Below are 17,314 nucleotides of genomic sequence, written 5' to 3' on the forward strand. Positions count from 1 at the left end.
TATCTAATATAGTTGACCGAGATAACATCAAAGAATGCCAATCCGCCATTAAACAGTTACAACATATTCGCGCCTCGTTAGATGTTATCAAAGGGCTATTGTGTGTAGGTTGGAAAATGAAAATGATATCACACGGTGCTTTTGCTTTATTCAACCAATCCATCGACAACATCCAAAAGCAGACCACTGGTTGGCAACATTGGTTTATGGCGCAGGTGAATGATGAGGATTTAAGCTAAGGCCAAAACTAAAACAAAATTAAAAAAGCGCATTAATTTAAACGTTTTTATTTCACAAAAAACACCTTATTTACTCACAAAAAAGCGGTCAGAAAAGGTATTGATTTTATTAAAGTTTTTCTGGCTGTTTTTTTACAAAAACCGCCTAACAAAAACACAACACCCCATCCCAAAAACGATGGTTATGTTATTTGTCTTATTCCGGCGTCAGAATGTGCCGACAACATTTTAATTCTCTTATTTTTCAATCATTACCATAGCTAGGCTTTAAAACGGGAAAAACACCGGCACTAAAGCAATATCCACCGCCATAACCAAAAACGTTAACGGCACCCCAATTTTAACAAAATCCCCAAAACTGTACCCACCCGGTGCAACCACCATGGTTTTTATTGGTGATGATACGGGGGTAATAAATGAGGCGGAGGTGGCTATGGCAACCGTCATGGCAAATGGGTAGGGCGAATACCCAAATTTTAGTGCTAAATCAATGGCGATTGGCGCAATTAAAATAGCGGTTGCGGTATTGGATATAAATAATCCAATTGTTGAACATAATAAGAAAATAAATGTCAGCACCATATAGGGGCCGAACGAGGATAGGTGAACTTCAAGCCAAGCGGATATGAGCGAAATTCCACCCGTTTTATTGAGCGCGAGTGCAAAAGGCATCATGCCAATAATTAAAATTAAGGTTGGCCAGTGTATGGATTTATAAGCGTTAGTCATGTCAATGCAACGCGTGGCGCCCATAAGTAAGCAGGCAATTAAGGCCGCAACTACGTTGGGTACAATGCCGGTAACCATTAAGGTTATCATAATAGCTAAGTTGATTAATGCGGCCGGCGCTTGGCTGCTTGCTGGCGCTATGTCGTCAATGTCTGCTGGGTAGTCTAATACAACAAAATCATTGGTGCGAGTTTGTAATTTTTGAATCGATCCCCAATCACCACAGACTAATAATGTGTCGCTCATTTCTAAACGTTCTTGGAATAGGTTGTTGGTTTCAACCGGAGCGTGATTACGCCATATGCCGATGACTGTTAGGCAGTATTTTCCTCTGAAATCGATTTCGTTAAGTGTTTTGCCACACAGTGTTGATTCTGGTAGTAGAGCGACTTCGGCCATGCCGACTTGTTTTACTTGTTCCGAAAAATACTCACCCCGTAATATTTTGGGTTCAAGGTTATTGGTGGTTAAAAAAGTACGGTAATCGGCTTCGGAGTGCGACATGTCTAGTAGTAATATGTCATTTTCACGAAATTCGGTGGAACCATTAACGGGAATTAATACTTTGTGAAATTTACGCCAACGTTCAATACCAATAACATTTACGCCATGTTTGCTACGTAAATGTAAGCCATCGATAGTGCGTCCAACAAAAGGCGAGCCTGCTAGTATTTGTGCTCGATGAGCACGGCCAATTAATTTGTAGTCGCGAATAAGGTCGGTAATTTTGCGTCTTTGCGGTTGGGTGTTGTTTGGGGTGATTTGTTCGGCAGTGAGTAGCCAATTGCGTGTTAGTAGGCAATAAGTCACACCAACAATTAGAACACCAATGCCAATTGGCGTAATCGAGAAGAAGCTGAATTCAGTTAATGCCGAGCGGTTTAACTCACTATTAACAACTAGGTTTGGCGCCGTTGCGACTAATGTCATCATGCCGCTAATGAGTGCTGCTATGCATAGTGGCATCATTAATTTTTTGACATGAATACCTGTATGATTTGCAATGCTAATGGCAACGGGGATGAAGATGGCAACAACGCCTGTTGAGCTCATTATTGAACCCAGTAAGGCGGCGCCTAGCATGATGCAGGTGATGATGCGTATGTCGTTTTTGCCCGCGATTTTTAATATGTATTCGCTCATTTTGTATGATATGCCGGTTCTGACAAGGCTTTCGCCAATAACAAAGAGTAGCGCAATTAAAATGATGTTGGGATCGCTAAATCCTGATAGTGCTTCGGTAGGGGTTAATACGCCTGTGATGGTGATTGCCGTGATGGTGAGTAGGGCGATAATGTCCATTCTTAATTTGCTGAATGAAAACATTAAAATAGCTATTAATAATAATAAACAGACGGTAATCAGCGGATAGTATTCAATAATGTTATTCGGTAAGAATTGTGTAATTGATGATACTAATTTATGCTCAGGTGACAAATGTTCCACAAAAAGTAGCTCTATAAATGTCGATTATATTTTGCACATAATACCTTGATTTATTGCAATAGGGAATATTTTTGCATTAAGTTTATATGACAAAATTTGTTCTATTATGACATTTTTAACATTTTTTGCTGTTTTTTTTATCGCCTATTCGCTTTACCGAAAAGTAGGTGTAATTTAAGTAATTTAAATTATTTAACCCGTAACTTTTTTAGGAGAAAGTATGTCGTCAAAAAAAACCGTTGCACAAATAATTGTTGATGTTTTGTCCGAAGCTGGTGTTAAACATTGTTATGGTATTGTTGGTGATACCTTGAATTATATTACCTCTTCTATTAAAAAAAGTAATATCGAATGGGTGCATGTCCGCCATGAAGAGGTTGGCGCTTTTGCAGCAGGAGCAGAAGCGTATTTAACTGATCAAATTACGGCTTGCGCCGGTTCGTGTGGGCCGGGGAGTTTGCATTTTATTAATGGTATTTACGAAGCTCAACGTAATAAAGTGCCGGTTATTTTATTGGCAAGTCAGCTAGTGACTTCACAAAAAGGTACTGATTTTCCGCAAGAAGTCGATTTTGAATCTATTTATAAAAACTGTTCTGTATTTTGTCAGGAAATCAATGATCCTACTCAAGCAAGACAAATAACGACAGCCGCAGTTCAAGCCGCAATTAATCAACGCGGTGTGGCGGTTTTAGTGATACCTTATAATATTAGTTTAGTTAAAGTAGAGGATAATAGCGGGCATAAGATTTATCACCCTAAACCGGTTATTCGCCCATCTAATGAAGAACTTAATCAAATTGCTGAAATACTTAATAAAAATCAAAATATCGCTATTTTTGCTGGGCAAGGTGTTTGTGAAGCTCATGATGAACTTGTTGGGCTTGCTGAAAAATTAAAATCGCCTATTGTGCATACCTCTAGAGGTAAGGATTTTGTTGAATATGATAATCCGTATAATGTGGGGATGACGGGGATGTTTGGTATGGAGTCGGGAACGACGGCGATTAAAGAATGTGATGTGCTGCTTATGTTAGGTGCTGATTTTGCATGGTCGCAGTTTTATCCAGATAAAGCCACTATTATTCAAGTTGATATTGATGCGACCCATCTAGGACGACGTCATCCTGTGAGTGTTGGGGTTGTTGGTAGCAGTAAACCAACGTTGGCAGCTTTAATTCCTTTAGTGGATGAAAAAAAAGATACTAGTTTTGTAGAAAAATGCCGTGAATTGTATACCAAATCAATGAATAAATTGAATAAGAAAGCAGTGCCTTCGCAAACAACAATTCATCCTCAATATTTAACAGAGCTTGTTGATAAATATGCAACAGAAGATGCCGTGCTCTGTGCCGATGTTGGTTCCGCTATGGTTTGGGCTTGTCGGCATTTTAATACCAATGGAAAAAGGCGCACAGTAATTAGCCTAAAACATGGCACAATGGCAAATGCAATGCCACAAGCATTAGGTGTTCAAAAAGCATTTCCTAATCGGCAAGTTATTACTTTATCAGGTGATGGCGGTATTAGTATGTTGATGGGTGACTTGTTAACCACAATTCAAGAAAAGTTGCCAATCAAAATTATTGTGCTTAATAATAGTTCTCTCAACTTTGTCGAATTGGAGCAGAAATCTGAAGGGTTGGTTGATCACTATACCGATTTACAAAATCCTAATTTTGCTAAAGTTGCCGAATCCATGGGACTATTTGCAATAAGAGTTGATAGCTCTGATTTACTTGAGGAGGCGATGCAATCATTTTTATCACACCCCGGCCCTGCCTTGTTAGATGTGAAAACTAGCTCTAATGAGTTAGTAATGCCTCCTGAAATTCTACCATCGCAAGTTATGGGGATGGCTCTTTATAGCGTAAAAGCTTCATTACACGGGAAAATGGGGGATGTTGTTAATTTACTGGTAGATAATTTTATCAAGAAGTAATTTATACTTAAGATCTCTGCCGCTATATGCGGCAGAGTGTTGGTACTAGAAGCTGACAGCGCCTTCTTCTGCTGAGGTTAAATTTTCACGGATAATAGTGAAAAGTTCACGTCCACAACCTTGATGAGAATCGATGAGATCAAATGGGGCTGGGTGGCGTTTAGTTAGTTCTGCTTCGTCGACAAGTAGTGTGATTTCGCCAGTTTGGCCATTAACGCGGATTATGTCGCCATCTTGTACTTTACTTAATAAACCACCATCATAAGCTTCAGGTGTGACATGGATAGCCGCCGGCACTTTGCCAGACGCGCCCGATAGTCGACCATCGGTTAATAAGGCAACTTTGTAACCTTTATCTTGTAGTACGCCTAGCGGTGTGATCAGTTTATGTAATTCTGGCATGCCAATGGCTTTGGGGCCTTGATAGCGTACAACAACTACGCAGTCTTTATCTAATTTGCCCGCTTTATATTCAGCATCTAAATCGTATTGGCTATTGAAAACAACGGCTGGGGCTTCGATAATTTGGTGCTCTGGCGCGATAGCCGATGTTTTCATTACCGCCCGCCCAAGGTTGCCTGACATGACTTTTAGCCCACCATGTGAGTTAAATGGTTTGTTTATTGAAGCAATGACGTTTTCGTCTAATGATTTGGTTGGACCTTCGCGGAAAACAAGTTGGCCATTTTCTAATATTGGTTCTTTGGTATAGCGGCTTAGGCCGTGGCCTGCAACAGTTTCAACATCTTCATGTAGTAAACCACCTGCCAATAATTCCCTTACTAATAAAGCTGTGCCACCAGCTGCTTGGAAGTAGTTGATGTCGGCGGGACCATTTGGGTAAATTCGACAAAGTAGTGGTACGGCGGTTGACAGGTCTGAGATATCATCCCAATTAATAATAATTCCTGCCGCTTTTGCCATCGCGACTATATGCATCGTTAAATTGGTTGACCCACCAGTTGCGAGTAATGCAACGAGTCCATTGACGATGACCTTTTCGTCCACCATTTTGCCAACAGGCATGTAATTACCTGATTGTTGGGTTAAGCGAGTAATTTGTTTGGCCGCTGCATTGGTTAATTCAAAGCGCAATGCGGTTTCTGGCTGAACAAATGCAGCACCGGGTAAATGTAATCCCATTAATTCAATTACCATTTGGTTACTGTTGGCAGTGCCATAAAAGGTACACGTTCCGCTAGTGTGATACGAGGCTGATTCTGATTCTAATAAATCTTCACGCGTTGCTTTACCTTCTGAATAAAGCTGGCGAATTCGGACTTTTTCTTTATTCGCTAATCCTGATGGCATTGGTCCTGCAGGTATGAAAATGGCAGGTAAATGTCCAAAGGTTAATGCGCCGACAAATAATCCCGGTACGATTTTGTCGCAAATGCCAAGGTATAAAGCGCCATCAAACATGTTGTGTGAAAGACCAACTGCAACAGACATGGCAATGATGTCTCGGCTCATTAATGACAGTTCCATTCCGGGTTCACCTTGGGTTACGCCATCGCACATTGCCGGTACTCCTCCCGCCATTTGTCCAACCGCGCCCACTTCGTGAAGCACTTTGCGGATTTGTTCAGGGTAAAATTCGTAAGGTTTGTGCGCTGAAAGCATGTCGTTGTAAGAGCTGATGATGCCAATGTTGCTTTTTAATATATTTTTTAGATCGTTTTTGTCATCAATACAACAAGCGGCAAAACCATGGGCCAAATTACTACAAGGCAAACTGGCGCGGGTGACTTTGTTGCGCATTGCCTTTTCTATTTTTTGTAAATAAGCTTCGCGCGATGCTTTTGAACGTTCAATAATTCTTTTTGTTACAGCTTGGACAGTTGAATTCACATTGACCTCTTCTTTGTTCGCTTATGTTTTATTTTCTTTTCTTTTCTTTTTTAGCAATGGCATGTTGCGCGTATTACTTGCTCAGTATCATGCACAACGTCTTTTAATGGTTGCTCAATGTTGATGTTGTAGACATCTTTTTCATCGGCTGTTGGCTCTTCAAGTGTATCAAATTGCGATTGAAGCATGCCGGTTTTTTGGTAGTGGCCTGTGCGTTTCGCTAGGCGTTCAGCGATGACATCGAAACTGCCTTTTAAATAAATAAAATGTACGTTTTCATTTTCACCACGGATAATATCCCGATATTTTCGCTTTAATGCCGAGCAGATAATAATCGAAACATCGTTAACATTACTCATGGCAAATGCGGCATTGCTGATTAAGTTAAGCCAAGGCATTCGATCTTCATCATTTAAAGGCGTGCCACTGCGCATTTTTAAAATATTGGCTTTAGGATGTAAAAAATCACCATCTAAAAACGCGGCATCTAAGTTATAAGCTACTTGTTTGGCTACCGCTGATTTACCACAACCCGATACACCCATTAATACAAAAACTTGTTTGTTTTTTTTTGTCATTGCTGTTCCTTAGTATACCTTTGATTGTTACGGGTAACATTCTTGCACGTTAATCTTTTTTTGCAATTGAAAAAAGTTTTTTTTGTGATCTGGATCAGATTTTATTTTTAATTCTTAAATAGATAGCACACTATTTATTTGAGGTTGATATTTCTTAAGTCTTACATGGTACATTGGGTATTGCCGAACAAATGGTTAAGCAATCGATTTCTTTATTTAATTTCCTAATTTTACAAAGATAATTTTGTTTGATTTTGATTTAAGTAATAAGAAATAATTTGTACTGACTAGATTCATAGTAAGCATTGAAATCACAATCAAGTATGGCTTACTATGAATGGTTTTATTCTTTATTTAGTGATATCTCCCATAATTTGTTTAAATGTTGAAAAAGAACAGAACCCCTTCGCATTGGTTGGGCAGTTTGTCATGGTTAGCGTAACTTTTTGTGGTGGATTATTACGATTTAATGGTGATAAATTGCGAATTTGTTCAGTGGATTGGTAAAAGTATTCTATTTTCATTAAATTCTCACCACTACGATTGTCGCGCCATTTTTCAAATACGACTTTACCTCCGATCGGTGTGGTTTCAAATTGATTAGGCAAGTTATAGGATTGAATTTGCATAGCGGAAAATAATGAAGCAACATTGGAATCGTGCCCCACTAAAAGAGTGAATTTAGCTGTGTCTCCATTGTCAGTAAAAGCGTGATTAATATAATTCACTAAATTTGCAGAAACATGTTTTGCCACGGTAGGTGAGCCAAATAGTACAGTATTATAATGCTCTTTAATAGCAACAAGTTGTTTTAACTGTTGCTCATCTTTTATTTTACCCCAAGCAATCTTTTTTAAAGGTGTTCCTTCATAATATTGTAAAATGAAGGCGTCAGCAATTGATGTGCCGGTACGCAGTGGTCCAGTAATGCCTGGTTCTTTTCCTTTTTCTATTATTAATTCTGTTGGTAAATCAATAAAGTCGCACTGTTTGTCAGTTATGCAATTAGTTGATTTTTGATAATCAATTATCTTAGCCATATTTTGATATGCGTTGTTAAGTTTTTTATTTAAACCTGTAATACCATTTACATCCGCATTTTGGTTAATTGAAGCAATAGCAGCCTGCTTAAATTCAACACTGTCATCTCTAATTACAGGGGAAAATAAGGGATCCATTTGACCAAGTTTTTCTTTATGAACGATCGGTAAAATACATCCGGGGAAGGCACCGACAATAAAAAACTGACCTGTTGCAATAGTTCGTTGAAGACTATTAGTATAAATATAAACATCTTTTTCGTTTGGACAGTTATCGGCGGTTAATAATTTATTATCGGCTAACCACTGACTAAAATAGTGGCCAAAATAGCTTTCTAATGCTCCTCCTCGTGTCGTTAAATAACTGGCTGGTGTATCCCACTGTGGCCATTGATTGGGGGTGATTTTTCCTAGAGTACTTGTTGGACTAGCTAACGGAGCACGTAAACCATGGCGACTAAAAACCACAACTTGCTCTAAAGTGTAATCATCATGGTTATCTGCTGCATATGTTGAAAATGATACAATACATGCTAAACCGAATATCCCTTTTAATACTATTTTTTTCATATGTTTTCCTCTGAATTATATAGATGATGATTTCATTGATGCAATGCTTAATTTTTTTATGGTAATTGTTGTCTGCACAATGTTTTTATAAGAATAAAAACTGATTCTCGGTATTTGAGTTTTAATTGGATTATGCAATAACGGCTTTCTTTATTTTTTGTAAAAAGATAATCCTTGATAAGAATAAAAGAAATGAAATTTTATGCTATAAGTGATGGTGCTCACAAATTTTCCCCTTTATGAGCAAGATAGTTGAAATTTACAGTCGTTTAGAATAGAAACATAATAGGTTTTGTGCTTAATTAAGTATGATGAGTGAATTAGGCTTTTTTTAATATAGATAATTTTATCGATTATTTTGTTTCGAGCAGGCATTGTTATTTTTTATAATGCTTAAAACACTCGAAACTAAAACCACTAATAATTATGATGCATTAGCTGTCTTTTTGACTCGCTCAACAAACATCATTACCACAAAAGCAATAACCGTTAAATAGATGATGTAAGCCCCATAAGTTGCTAACATATCAATCAGCGAACGCCCTCGCATGGCAAAATCGCGGAAAAACCGAAATAACCAAACTAATGGAAATGCGTGGCTAATGTAGTATGTCCAAATTGGCATAATACCCACTGCCATTGTCGATCCCCCCATAATAAACCCCGGCGGAACCAAGAAGATCATTCGGCCTGCACCTTCGCCCGGATTTTTTGTTGTCCAAGAAAGTAAAAAGGCTAACCAACCAAAAGCAAGCCCTGTCATAAATACACTTGGTACAAAAGCAAAATAGTTACCTTCAAAACGCAGTTGTCCAAATATTACCAGTATAGCGGTAATAAGAGTTAATGCGGTTGTGTAAAATAGCGCATAAGGAATTGTTCTTGCAAGTAAAGGTAAGAAGCCTCTTTCTATGGCCATTTGCCACATGCCGGTTACTTTTAATCGACCAATAATCATTAATGAGGTTAACCCGTAAGTTAATGATGAAAAAAAGTAAACAAAATAAATAATTGTTGAAATTGTCGATGAACTCGCTGGATTAAACAGGTAACGTGTTTTAAGTTGCATGGGTGATAAGGTCGCTTCAATGCCTTCTTTACCAAGCCCTAATGCGGCGATTTTACCAACACTCAGTTCGGCACCTAATTCAGGAATATATTCATTAAGACTTTGTAGTACTTTGGCATTTTGTGCATCATTGGTATCATCAGCAAAATAACCTAGGCGAACGGTTTGCTCGCCTTTTTTTAAGCTTTTTTCTAAGCCTTTAGGAATATATAAAACACCTAAATTACGGTCGTGTGAAACTAAGGTTATGGGGTTTACTGGCGATCTTATGACCTCGGTCACTTCAATGTAAGGTGACGTATTGACTTTACTAATTAATTCCGTCGAATAATTTGAACCGTCAAGGTCAATCACCGCAATTTTACCTTCAAATACGGCTCCGTGACTTAATACCATTGAAAATACCAGTGAAACAATGGCCGCTAAGCCAAGCGAGACTTTATAATAAGGTATAAAGTGACCTGACAACATAGCATCAAGCTCTTCGAGCATAGATTTAATGATGTTTTGCATCATTGAACCACCTCAAGTGTCATTCCGGTTAATAGTTTTGGAATCGATTCTATGTAAATTCTAACTTGATAAGAGGTTAGATCGGCTTGACCACGTTCTCGAGTCATACGTAAATCGGCAAATGATGGTGCAGCGGTGGCAAAGCGCACTTTACCTTTTACTTCTTTATTCAGTGCAATCACATTAGCGGTGATAGTTGTGTCAGGTTGATAATCATTCACCATTTTTTCATTCACATAAATGTCGATATATTTGCGGTTAGTTTCTAACAATACTGCGGGTGCGCCGTTTGGTACTATTTCGCCATCTTCAAACATCAGTTTTAATATTTTTCCATCTTCAGGTGCTGTTAACGTTAGTCGTTCATAATTGAGTTGTAGCTGTTTTAATTCGGCTTCACCTTGCGCAAGTTGTGCTTTAAGCTGTGCTAATTGATTTTGGCGATTTTGGAGTTTTTGCCGAGCAATTAAGATGGACTTTAATGTCATGCCGGTTGCATTTTGTGTTTGTTCAAATTGGCTTATTTGTTCTGGTGTTGCGCCAATCATTAAAGTCGATAATTGACTTTCAATTTGCACAACTTGCATTTTGGCATTAATAAATGCATTACGTGCATTATCAAGTTGTGACTGTGAGTTGCCACCTGTTTTTCGTAATTGGGTTTGGCGATCAAATTCAGTTGTCGCTAAATTTTGAGCAGATTTTGCTGCTTCTAAATTGGCTTGTACTTCTTCAATTTTGCGCCAAGTTGTTAATTCTGAAAGGTTAGTCTCGTTTTCCGTAATTTCAATAGCGGCTTGTTCTTGATTGACTGCTGCTTTTTGGCTATCAACTAAAGCTTGTAAGCGATCGATAGCCAGCTTGGTATCGATATCTTCTAATTGCATTAACCGATCACCTTTTTTAACCATTTGTGACTCTTGCACAAATCGTTGGGTGACTTTTCCGCCGACATTTTGAAAGGCAATATTAATTTCGTCAGCCGTTAATACGCCAGATTTAATGCTTTTGGCAACAGATACCGCATCATTTCTTGAACCTACAAAGATTAAAAATGAGCCAAAAATGAGTAGAAGTAAAAAGATAACAGGAATTTTGACATTTTTTTTCATATATAGATTATTTTCCATTTATTTAGTCAGCTAACTATTTAGGTAAAAAGAATGACTTTAATGATTAAAGTCTGTTATTTTCGTAATAATTTGCGCAACATCACAATTAAAGACTCTTGTTCTTGCGAGTTTAACACCTGCGCAAAAGCGCGAATCGATTTAAGGTGGTTAGGCAATGCCTCTTGAATCAGCCTTTCACCGGCATCTGTTAAGGTGATTAGGCGAGAGCGACCATCTTCACCACTTTTTGTCATCGAGATTAAAGGCGCTGGAGATGCCAGCATGCGTTTAACCATGACAGATACCGTCGCCGGTGTGACGCCAATGCGCAAAGCAAGATCGCTGGCACAGGTTTCACCTTCTGAATACAGTGACATCAGTAGGGCAAATTTACCCTCAGAAACGCCGTAATCCTTATCTAATTGTGCATAGATATTCGCGCGAATGAGATCGGCGGTTGTGATTAAACTTAAAACCAGATCAACACCGGAAACTTCAACAATGTCATTATTAAATCTTTGTGCACGTGCTAAGGTTTCACGTGAAGGAAGTTTTCTTGAATTGTAATTCAATTATCATTACTCGATTTATTTAGTCGGCTAATTATAAACATTTAATTATGGTTGGCAACTTTTTTAGCTGTTTTTATCGATTTGCCGGGTAATTAAGTCGGGTATTTTGATAGGCATTTTTGATTTTTATCTATTTTTAAACAAGCCTTATCTGCAAATTATGACTTCAACAATCACTCTTACTACTAAAGTGGTAATCCTTGAGGGTAGTTATAATCTGTACAAAGTTTCATACAATGTTATCAAAATAAAATTAAATCATTAAATTAAAATAAAATTGGAGTTTTGTATGAGTAAAACCAATCTCGTTATTATTGGTAATGGGATGGTTGGGCACCGTTTTGTCGAAGAGTTAATTGATAAAAAGCAGTCCAATCAATTCAATATTACTATTTTCTGTGAAGAGCCACGTCTTGCCTATGATCGGGTGCATCTTTCTTCTTATTTTTCTGGGCATACTGCCGAAGCGCTTTCTCTGGTTCGTGAAGGATTATACCAAGAGAATAATATTAATATTTTACTTAATGAACGGGCTATATTAATCAATCGTCAGCGTAAGGAGGTGCATTCTCAACAAGGACGAATTGTTGCTTATGATAAATTGATTATTGCGACAGGATCTTATCCTTGGGTGCCGCCGATTAAAGGGGCTGACGGCTTGGATTGTTTTGTTTACCGTACGATAGAAGATCTTGATGCCATTAGAGAATGTGCAAAGCGTTGTAAAAAAGGCGCTGTTGTGGGTGGTGGCTTGTTAGGGCTTGAAGCTGCGGGCGCTTTGAAAAACTTAGGTATGCAAACGCATGTGGTTGAGTTTGCCCCAGTGCTAATGGCTGAACAGCTTGATGTGCAAGGCGGAGAACAATTACGTCGTAAAATTGAAGAGATGGGGGTCGGGGTTCACACCAGTAAAAATACCCAAGAAATTATTCACACACCTGAAGGTAAAATCATGCAATTTGCAGATGGTTCTGCACTTGAAGTCGATTTTGTTGTTTTTTCAACAGGTATTAGAGCAAACGATAAATTAGCTCAAGAGTGTGAGTTAGAAATCGGTCCACGCGGTGGGATTGTGATTAATGATTATTGTCAAACATCGGATTCTGATATTTATGCTATTGGGGAATGTGCTTGTTGGCAAAGCAAGGTTTTTGGTTTGGTTGCACCTGGCTATAAAATGGCTCAGATTGCCTTAGCCCATTTAATGGGGCAAGCTGATAAATTTGAAGGCGCCGATATGAGTGCCAAGCTAAAACTAATGGGGGTCGATGTTGGTAGTATTGGCGATGCTAAAGCGAAAACTGTGGGCAGTCGTAGTTATGTTTACTTAGATGAGACAACGCCAGTTTATAAAAAATTAGTCGTTTCGAGTGATAATAAAAAACTCTTGGGTGCGGTATTGGTCGGCGATACTTCGGATTATAGTAATTTATTACAATTAATGCTTAATGATATGGATTTGCCCGAACACCCAGATACGTTGATACTACCAGCACATGCAGGTGCAAAGCCGGCTATGGGGGTTGATGCGCTTCCCGATTCAGCACAAATTTGTTCTTGTTTTGATGTGACTAAAGAAAAAATTATTCATGCGATTAATGCAGGTTGTCATACAGTTGCTGCCATTAAGGCAGAAACTAAAGCCGGCACTGGATGTGGTGGCTGTATTCCATTAGTTACGCAAATTCTTAATTTGGAATTAGCTAAACAAGGGATCGAGGTCAGTGATGCTTTATGTGAACATTTTAAATACTCGCGCCAACAGTTATATCATTTAATTCGTGTTGAAGGCTTAAAGTCATTTGATGAAGTGATTAAAAAACATGGTAATGGCTACGGTTGTGAAGTTTGTAAACCTACAGTTGGATCGTTATTAGCATCATGTTGGAATGATTATATTCTTAAAGATAATTTAATTCCTTTGCAAGATAGTAATGATATTTTCTTAGGTAATATTCAAAAAAATGGTACTTATTCTGTTATTCCCCGCAGTGCCGGTGGCGAAATTACACCAGAAGGATTAATTGCCATTGGTCAAATAGCTAAAAAATATCAACTCTATTCTAAAATTACCGGATCACAGCGTATAGGTTTATTTGGTGCACAAAAAGATGATCTGCCTGCTATTTGGAAAGATCTAATAGGAGCAGGGTTTGAAAGTGGCTATGCTTATGCTAAAGCGTTAAGAATGGCAAAAACCTGTGTGGGTAGCACTTGGTGTCGATTTGGTGTAGGTGATAGTGTGGGGTTGGGGGTAGAACTTGAAAACCGCTATAAAGGTATTCGTGCACCGCATAAATTTAAACTGGGTGTATCTGGTTGTACGCGTGAATGTGCCGAAGCGCAAGGTAAAGATATTGGGGTGATTGCCACTGAAAAGGGATGGAATCTTTATGTCTGCGGTAATGGGGGAATGAAGCCTCGTCATGCCGATTTACTTGCTGCGGATCTCGATAAAAATACACTAATTCAATATATCGATCGTTTTTTGATGTTTTATATTCGCACTGCAGATAAATTACAGCGAACGTCAGTTTGGCTTGAGAATTTAGAAGGTGGTATTGATTATTTGCGAAGCGTTATTATAGACGATAAGTTAGGTGTTAATGCGGAACTAGAAAGTGAGATGGCACGCTTACGTAAATTAATGGTATGCGAATGGAAAGAAACGGTTGAAAATAATGCAAACCAAATTCGATTTGCGCATTTTATTAACAGCAGCAAACGGGATGAAAATGTGCAAATTGTACCTGAACGCGATCAGCATCGACCAGCTACAGCAGAAGAACGTAAAGTAATGTTAGGGGAATAATATGAGTCAATGGATAACTATTTGTAAACTTGATGATATTTTGCCAGGTACTGGCGTTTGTGCTCTGGTCGGTAATGATCATGTTGCTATCTTCCGTCCTTATGATAATGCTGAGCTTTATGCGATTAGTAATATTGATCCTTTTGCTAAGGCCAGTGTTTTATCTCGTGGCATTATTGCGGAGCACGAAAATCAGTTATGGGTGGCAAGCCCACTAAAAAAACAACGGTTTCGTTTAAAAGATGGCTATTGTTTTGAGGATGAACAATACTCGATCGCTCATTATGAAGTCATCGTTAATGATGATGGGATGGTACAAGTAAAATCGCACTAAACTTACTTTTAAAAGGACAAAGTTGTTATGTATACAGAAACAATTAATAAATGTGCAGCCAATGCTGCGCGCATTATTCGTTTGGCAAAAACAAATCCATTTGGTTTTTGGGTAAGTTCTGCTATGGCTGGGGCTTATGTAGGGCTTGGTATTATTTTAATTTTTACTTTAGGAAATCTTGTTGATCCAGCAATCAGACCGTTAGTTATGGGAGCAACGTTTGGTATTGCATTAACGTTGGTTGTTATAGCCGGATCGGAATTATTTACTGGGCATACTATGTTTTTAACGCTTGGCGTTAAATGCAAAAAAATTACCCATGGCCAAATGTGGTTAGTATTACCGCAAACATGGTTAGGTAATTTATTAGGATCAATTTTTGTAGCTGCATTGTATTGTTATGCGGCAACGCCTTTATTATCCACTGATACCAGCTTGGTTCATACCGCAGCATTAGCCAAAACATCGGCTACGGCGTCTGCATTATTTTTTAGAGGTGTGTTATGTAACTGGCTAGTTTGTTTAGCAATTTGGATGGCTAATCGAGTTGAAGGATCAGCAAAATTTATTGCTATTTGGTGGTGTTTATTAGCATTTATTGCTTGTGGTTATGAACACTCGGTTGCAAATATGACCTTATTTGCTCTTTCGTGGTTTGGTCATCATAGTGATGCTTACACATTAGCTGGAATTGGTTATAATTTGTTATGGGTTTCATTAGGAAATCTTGTATCTGGCGCATTATTTATGGGGCTAGGATATTGGTATTCAACGCCGAAAGCAGAGCGCCCAGCATAACCACTTAATTAACGAGATGTTATTACCATAATCAACCTAGGAGGGGAATGTATAGTGAATAATTCCCCTTCTTTTAAAAAGTACTAAATTGTTTAGTCTTCTATTTTGTGTTAATTGTTATTAATGATACAAAATAGCGGGGTGATTAAAAGTAGGCTAATCAATAAAGTTCTATTATTAGAGGCTAGGTGTTGGTGGTTTTTTTAAACAGAGAATGTTCTATTTTGAGGTGTTATGGATTATTTCCCCCTATTTTGTAAGTTAGAAAACCGTGATTGTTTATTAGTCGGTGGTGGTGAAGTCGCTGAACGTAAGGCGCGATTATTGCTTGAAGCGGGTGCCCGTATCACAGTGAATGCGCAAACATTTAATGAACAATTTATGTGTTGGCATGAGCAAAAACAACTTACCCTAGCTCAAGGGGAATTTAATGCTGAATTACTTGATAATAAGTGGCTAGTCATTGCTGCGACAGATTGCCAAGAGACTAATCAAAAAGTGAGTATTGAGGCTGAAAAACGATGTATTTTTTGTAATGTTGTTGATGCGCCTAAAGCGGCAAGTTTTATTATGCCTTCAATTATTGATCGTTCTCCTATTATGGTTGCTGTCTCTTCAGAAGGGCATGCTCCTGTTTTGGCCAGATTATTGCGCGAAAAACTAGAGTCTATATTACCCCAACATTTAGGTAAATTAGCTAAATATGCTGGTTATTTACGCGATAAAGTTAAACTAACCTACCATACAATGACGGAACGACGTCGTTTTTGGGAAAGACTCTTTTCGCATGATAGATTAGCGCAAGCGCTTGCTAATAGTGATTTTGATGATGTTGAAAAACTCACGAATGAGTTATTTGATACATCGCTTGATGCCCGTGGCGAAGTGGTTTTAGTTGGCGCAGGGCCTGGTGATGCGGGATTATTGACGCTAAAGGGATTACAACAGATCCAACAAGCGGATATTATTGTCTATGATCGATTGGTCTCAGATGACATTATGAATCTTGCTCGTCGAGATGCTAAGCGTGTATTTGTTGGTAAACGAGCCGGATTCCATTGTGTTCCTCAAGATCAAATAAACCAGATTCTTTTACAGCAAGCGCAAAAAGGTAAGCGTGTTGTACGCTTAAAGGGCGGCGATCCCTTTATTTTTGGTCGTGGCGGTGAAGAGCTTGAAACATTATTTAACGCTGATATTCCTTTTTCTGTCGTACCTGGAATTACAGCCGCTTCAGGTTGCTCTGCCTATAGCGGCATCCCATTAACGCATCGAGATTATGCCCATAGTGTGCGTTTAATCACTGGTCATTTAAAAGATGGTAGTCACCTTGATTGGCAAAGCCTAGCGGCTGAAAAACAGACGTTAGTCTTTTACATGGGATTGTCGCAAGCTGAAAATATTGAAAAACAATTAATTAAGCATGGTATGAATGCAAATACGCCGGTAGCTATTGTTGAAGAAGGCACTACGACAAAACAAAAAGTAGTATCGGGATTATTATGTGATTTAACACAATTATCTTTGCAAGCTTGTAGCCCAAGTTTAATTATTATTGGACCTGTTGTGGCATTACGTGAAAAGCTCAGTTGGTTTTCTGAACATTAAGCGGAATAGATATGTTAGTTTTAGTTATGCGCAATTCTAAAATTATATTTTCTTGCCACTTATTAAAAATTTAGTTATTAACTTTAAAAAACGGCTAATGA

General features: G+C 38.4%; 12 protein-coding genes and 1 pseudogene. 6 read left to right on the plus strand and 7 right to left on the minus strand.

Features of this window, described 5'->3' with window-relative positions; genetic code table 11:
* Positions 1-239, plus strand: a pseudogene (locus GQ598_RS02475) (hypothetical protein); the annotation flags it as partial.
* A gap of 267 nt (positions 240-506) precedes the next feature.
* Here the strand turns inward: GQ598_RS02475 and GQ598_RS02480 are convergent.
* Entirely contained in the window at positions 507-2,294 is a 1,788-nt protein-coding gene (locus tag GQ598_RS02480) for an SLC13 family permease (protein WP_160402265.1), read from the minus strand.
* 340 nt (positions 2,295-2,634) lie between these two features.
* On the opposite strand from GQ598_RS02480, the gene GQ598_RS02485 reads away from it, so the two are divergent.
* Positions 2,635-4,356: a thiamine pyrophosphate-dependent enzyme gene (locus tag GQ598_RS02485; RefSeq protein WP_160402211.1), complete on the plus strand. Its 1,722-nt coding sequence runs from the start codon at positions 2,635-2,637 to the stop codon at positions 4,354-4,356.
* A 45-nt stretch (positions 4,357-4,401) separates the two neighbouring features.
* Here GQ598_RS02485 and edd read toward each other — a convergent pair whose 3' ends face one another.
* The 6 genes from edd to GQ598_RS02515 all read right to left on the minus strand — a co-directional run bounded on the left by edd (position 4,402) and on the right by GQ598_RS02515 (position 11,661).
* Positions 4,402-6,207, minus strand: coding sequence for a phosphogluconate dehydratase (gene edd / locus GQ598_RS02490; protein ID WP_160402212.1), 1,806 nt, complete (start codon positions 6,205-6,207; stop codon positions 4,402-4,404).
* Between the two features lie 50 nt (positions 6,208-6,257).
* Positions 6,258-6,785: a gluconokinase, GntK/IdnK-type gene (locus GQ598_RS02495; RefSeq protein WP_091348480.1), complete on the minus strand. Its 528-nt coding sequence runs from the start codon at positions 6,783-6,785 to the stop codon at positions 6,258-6,260.
* Positions 6,786-7,135: 350 nt separating this feature from the next.
* Positions 7,136-8,395: a bifunctional glucose-1-phosphatase/inositol phosphatase gene (gene agp, locus GQ598_RS02500; RefSeq protein ID WP_160402213.1), complete on the minus strand. Its 1,260-nt coding sequence runs from the start codon at positions 8,393-8,395 to the stop codon at positions 7,136-7,138.
* A 424-nt stretch (positions 8,396-8,819) separates the two neighbouring features.
* A complete protein-coding gene (locus GQ598_RS02505; RefSeq protein ID WP_202112646.1) occupies positions 8,820-9,980 on the minus strand; it encodes an ABC transporter permease in 1,161 nt (386 codons plus the stop codon).
* The gene (locus tag GQ598_RS02510) at positions 9,977-11,089 is read right to left on the minus strand and encodes an HlyD family secretion protein (RefSeq protein WP_202112647.1); all 1,113 of its coding nucleotides are present in this window, start codon (positions 11,087-11,089) and stop codon (positions 9,977-9,979) included. Before GQ598_RS02510 ends, GQ598_RS02505 begins: the two co-directional genes overlap by 4 nt.
* Before the next feature lie 74 nt (positions 11,090-11,163).
* The gene (locus GQ598_RS02515; RefSeq protein ID WP_160402215.1) at positions 11,164-11,661 is read right to left on the minus strand and encodes a MarR family winged helix-turn-helix transcriptional regulator; all 498 of its coding nucleotides are present in this window, start codon (positions 11,659-11,661) and stop codon (positions 11,164-11,166) included.
* Positions 11,662-11,950: 289 nt separating this feature from the next.
* Between GQ598_RS02515 and nirB the strand changes: the two genes are divergently transcribed.
* From nirB to cysG, 4 genes are all read left to right on the plus strand, one after another.
* Positions 11,951-14,473, plus strand: a complete 2,523-nt coding sequence (gene nirB, locus GQ598_RS02520; protein WP_160402216.1) for a nitrite reductase large subunit NirB — start codon at positions 11,951-11,953, stop codon at positions 14,471-14,473.
* Between the two features lies 1 nt (position 14,474).
* On the plus strand, positions 14,475-14,807 hold the full coding sequence (gene nirD, locus GQ598_RS02525; RefSeq protein ID WP_160402217.1) for a nitrite reductase small subunit NirD: 333 nt from the start codon (positions 14,475-14,477) through the stop codon (positions 14,805-14,807).
* A 27-nt stretch (positions 14,808-14,834) separates the two neighbouring features.
* The gene (gene nirC / locus GQ598_RS02530) at positions 14,835-15,605 is read left to right on the plus strand and encodes a nitrite transporter NirC (protein WP_160402218.1); all 771 of its coding nucleotides are present in this window, start codon (positions 14,835-14,837) and stop codon (positions 15,603-15,605) included.
* A gap of 234 nt (positions 15,606-15,839) precedes the next feature.
* Complete coding sequence (gene cysG / locus GQ598_RS02535; RefSeq protein WP_160402219.1) at positions 15,840-17,213, plus strand: siroheme synthase CysG; 1,374 nt, start codon at positions 15,840-15,842, stop codon at positions 17,211-17,213.
* Positions 17,214-17,314 lie beyond the last annotated feature (101 nt).

Origin of the sequence: Gilliamella sp. Pas-s95, assembly GCF_009795795.1 — a bacterium.
Classification (GTDB): Bacteria; Pseudomonadota; Gammaproteobacteria; order Enterobacterales; family Orbaceae; genus Gilliamella; species Gilliamella bombicola.

What these genes read in the sequence shown, in the direction of transcription:
- agp (WP_160402213.1), bottom strand. Translation starts at nt 8,395, where the DNA reads ATGAAAAAAATAGTATTAAAAGGGATATTCGGTTTAGCATGTATTGTA.
- nirC (WP_160402218.1), top strand. Translation starts at nt 14,835, where the DNA reads ATGTATACAGAAACAATTAATAAATGTGCAGCCAATGCTGCGCGCATT.
- GQ598_RS02485 (WP_160402211.1), top strand. Translation starts at nt 2,635, where the DNA reads ATGTCGTCAAAAAAAACCGTTGCACAAATAATTGTTGATGTTTTGTCC.
- GQ598_RS02480 (WP_160402265.1), bottom strand. Translation starts at nt 2,294, where the DNA reads ATGTTTTCATTCAGCAAATTAAGAATGGACATTATCGCCCTACTCACC.
- cysG (WP_160402219.1), top strand. Translation starts at nt 15,840, where the DNA reads ATGGATTATTTCCCCCTATTTTGTAAGTTAGAAAACCGTGATTGTTTA.
- nirB (WP_160402216.1), top strand. Translation starts at nt 11,951, where the DNA reads ATGAGTAAAACCAATCTCGTTATTATTGGTAATGGGATGGTTGGGCAC.
- GQ598_RS02495 (WP_091348480.1), bottom strand. Translation starts at nt 6,785, where the DNA reads ATGACAAAAAAAAACAAACAAGTTTTTGTATTAATGGGTGTATCGGGT.
- GQ598_RS02510 (WP_202112647.1), bottom strand. Translation starts at nt 11,089, where the DNA reads ATGAAAAAAAATGTCAAAATTCCTGTTATCTTTTTACTTCTACTCATT.
- nirD (WP_160402217.1), top strand. Translation starts at nt 14,475, where the DNA reads ATGAGTCAATGGATAACTATTTGTAAACTTGATGATATTTTGCCAGGT.
- GQ598_RS02505 (WP_202112646.1), bottom strand. Translation starts at nt 9,980, where the DNA reads ATGATGCAAAACATCATTAAATCTATGCTCGAAGAGCTTGATGCTATG.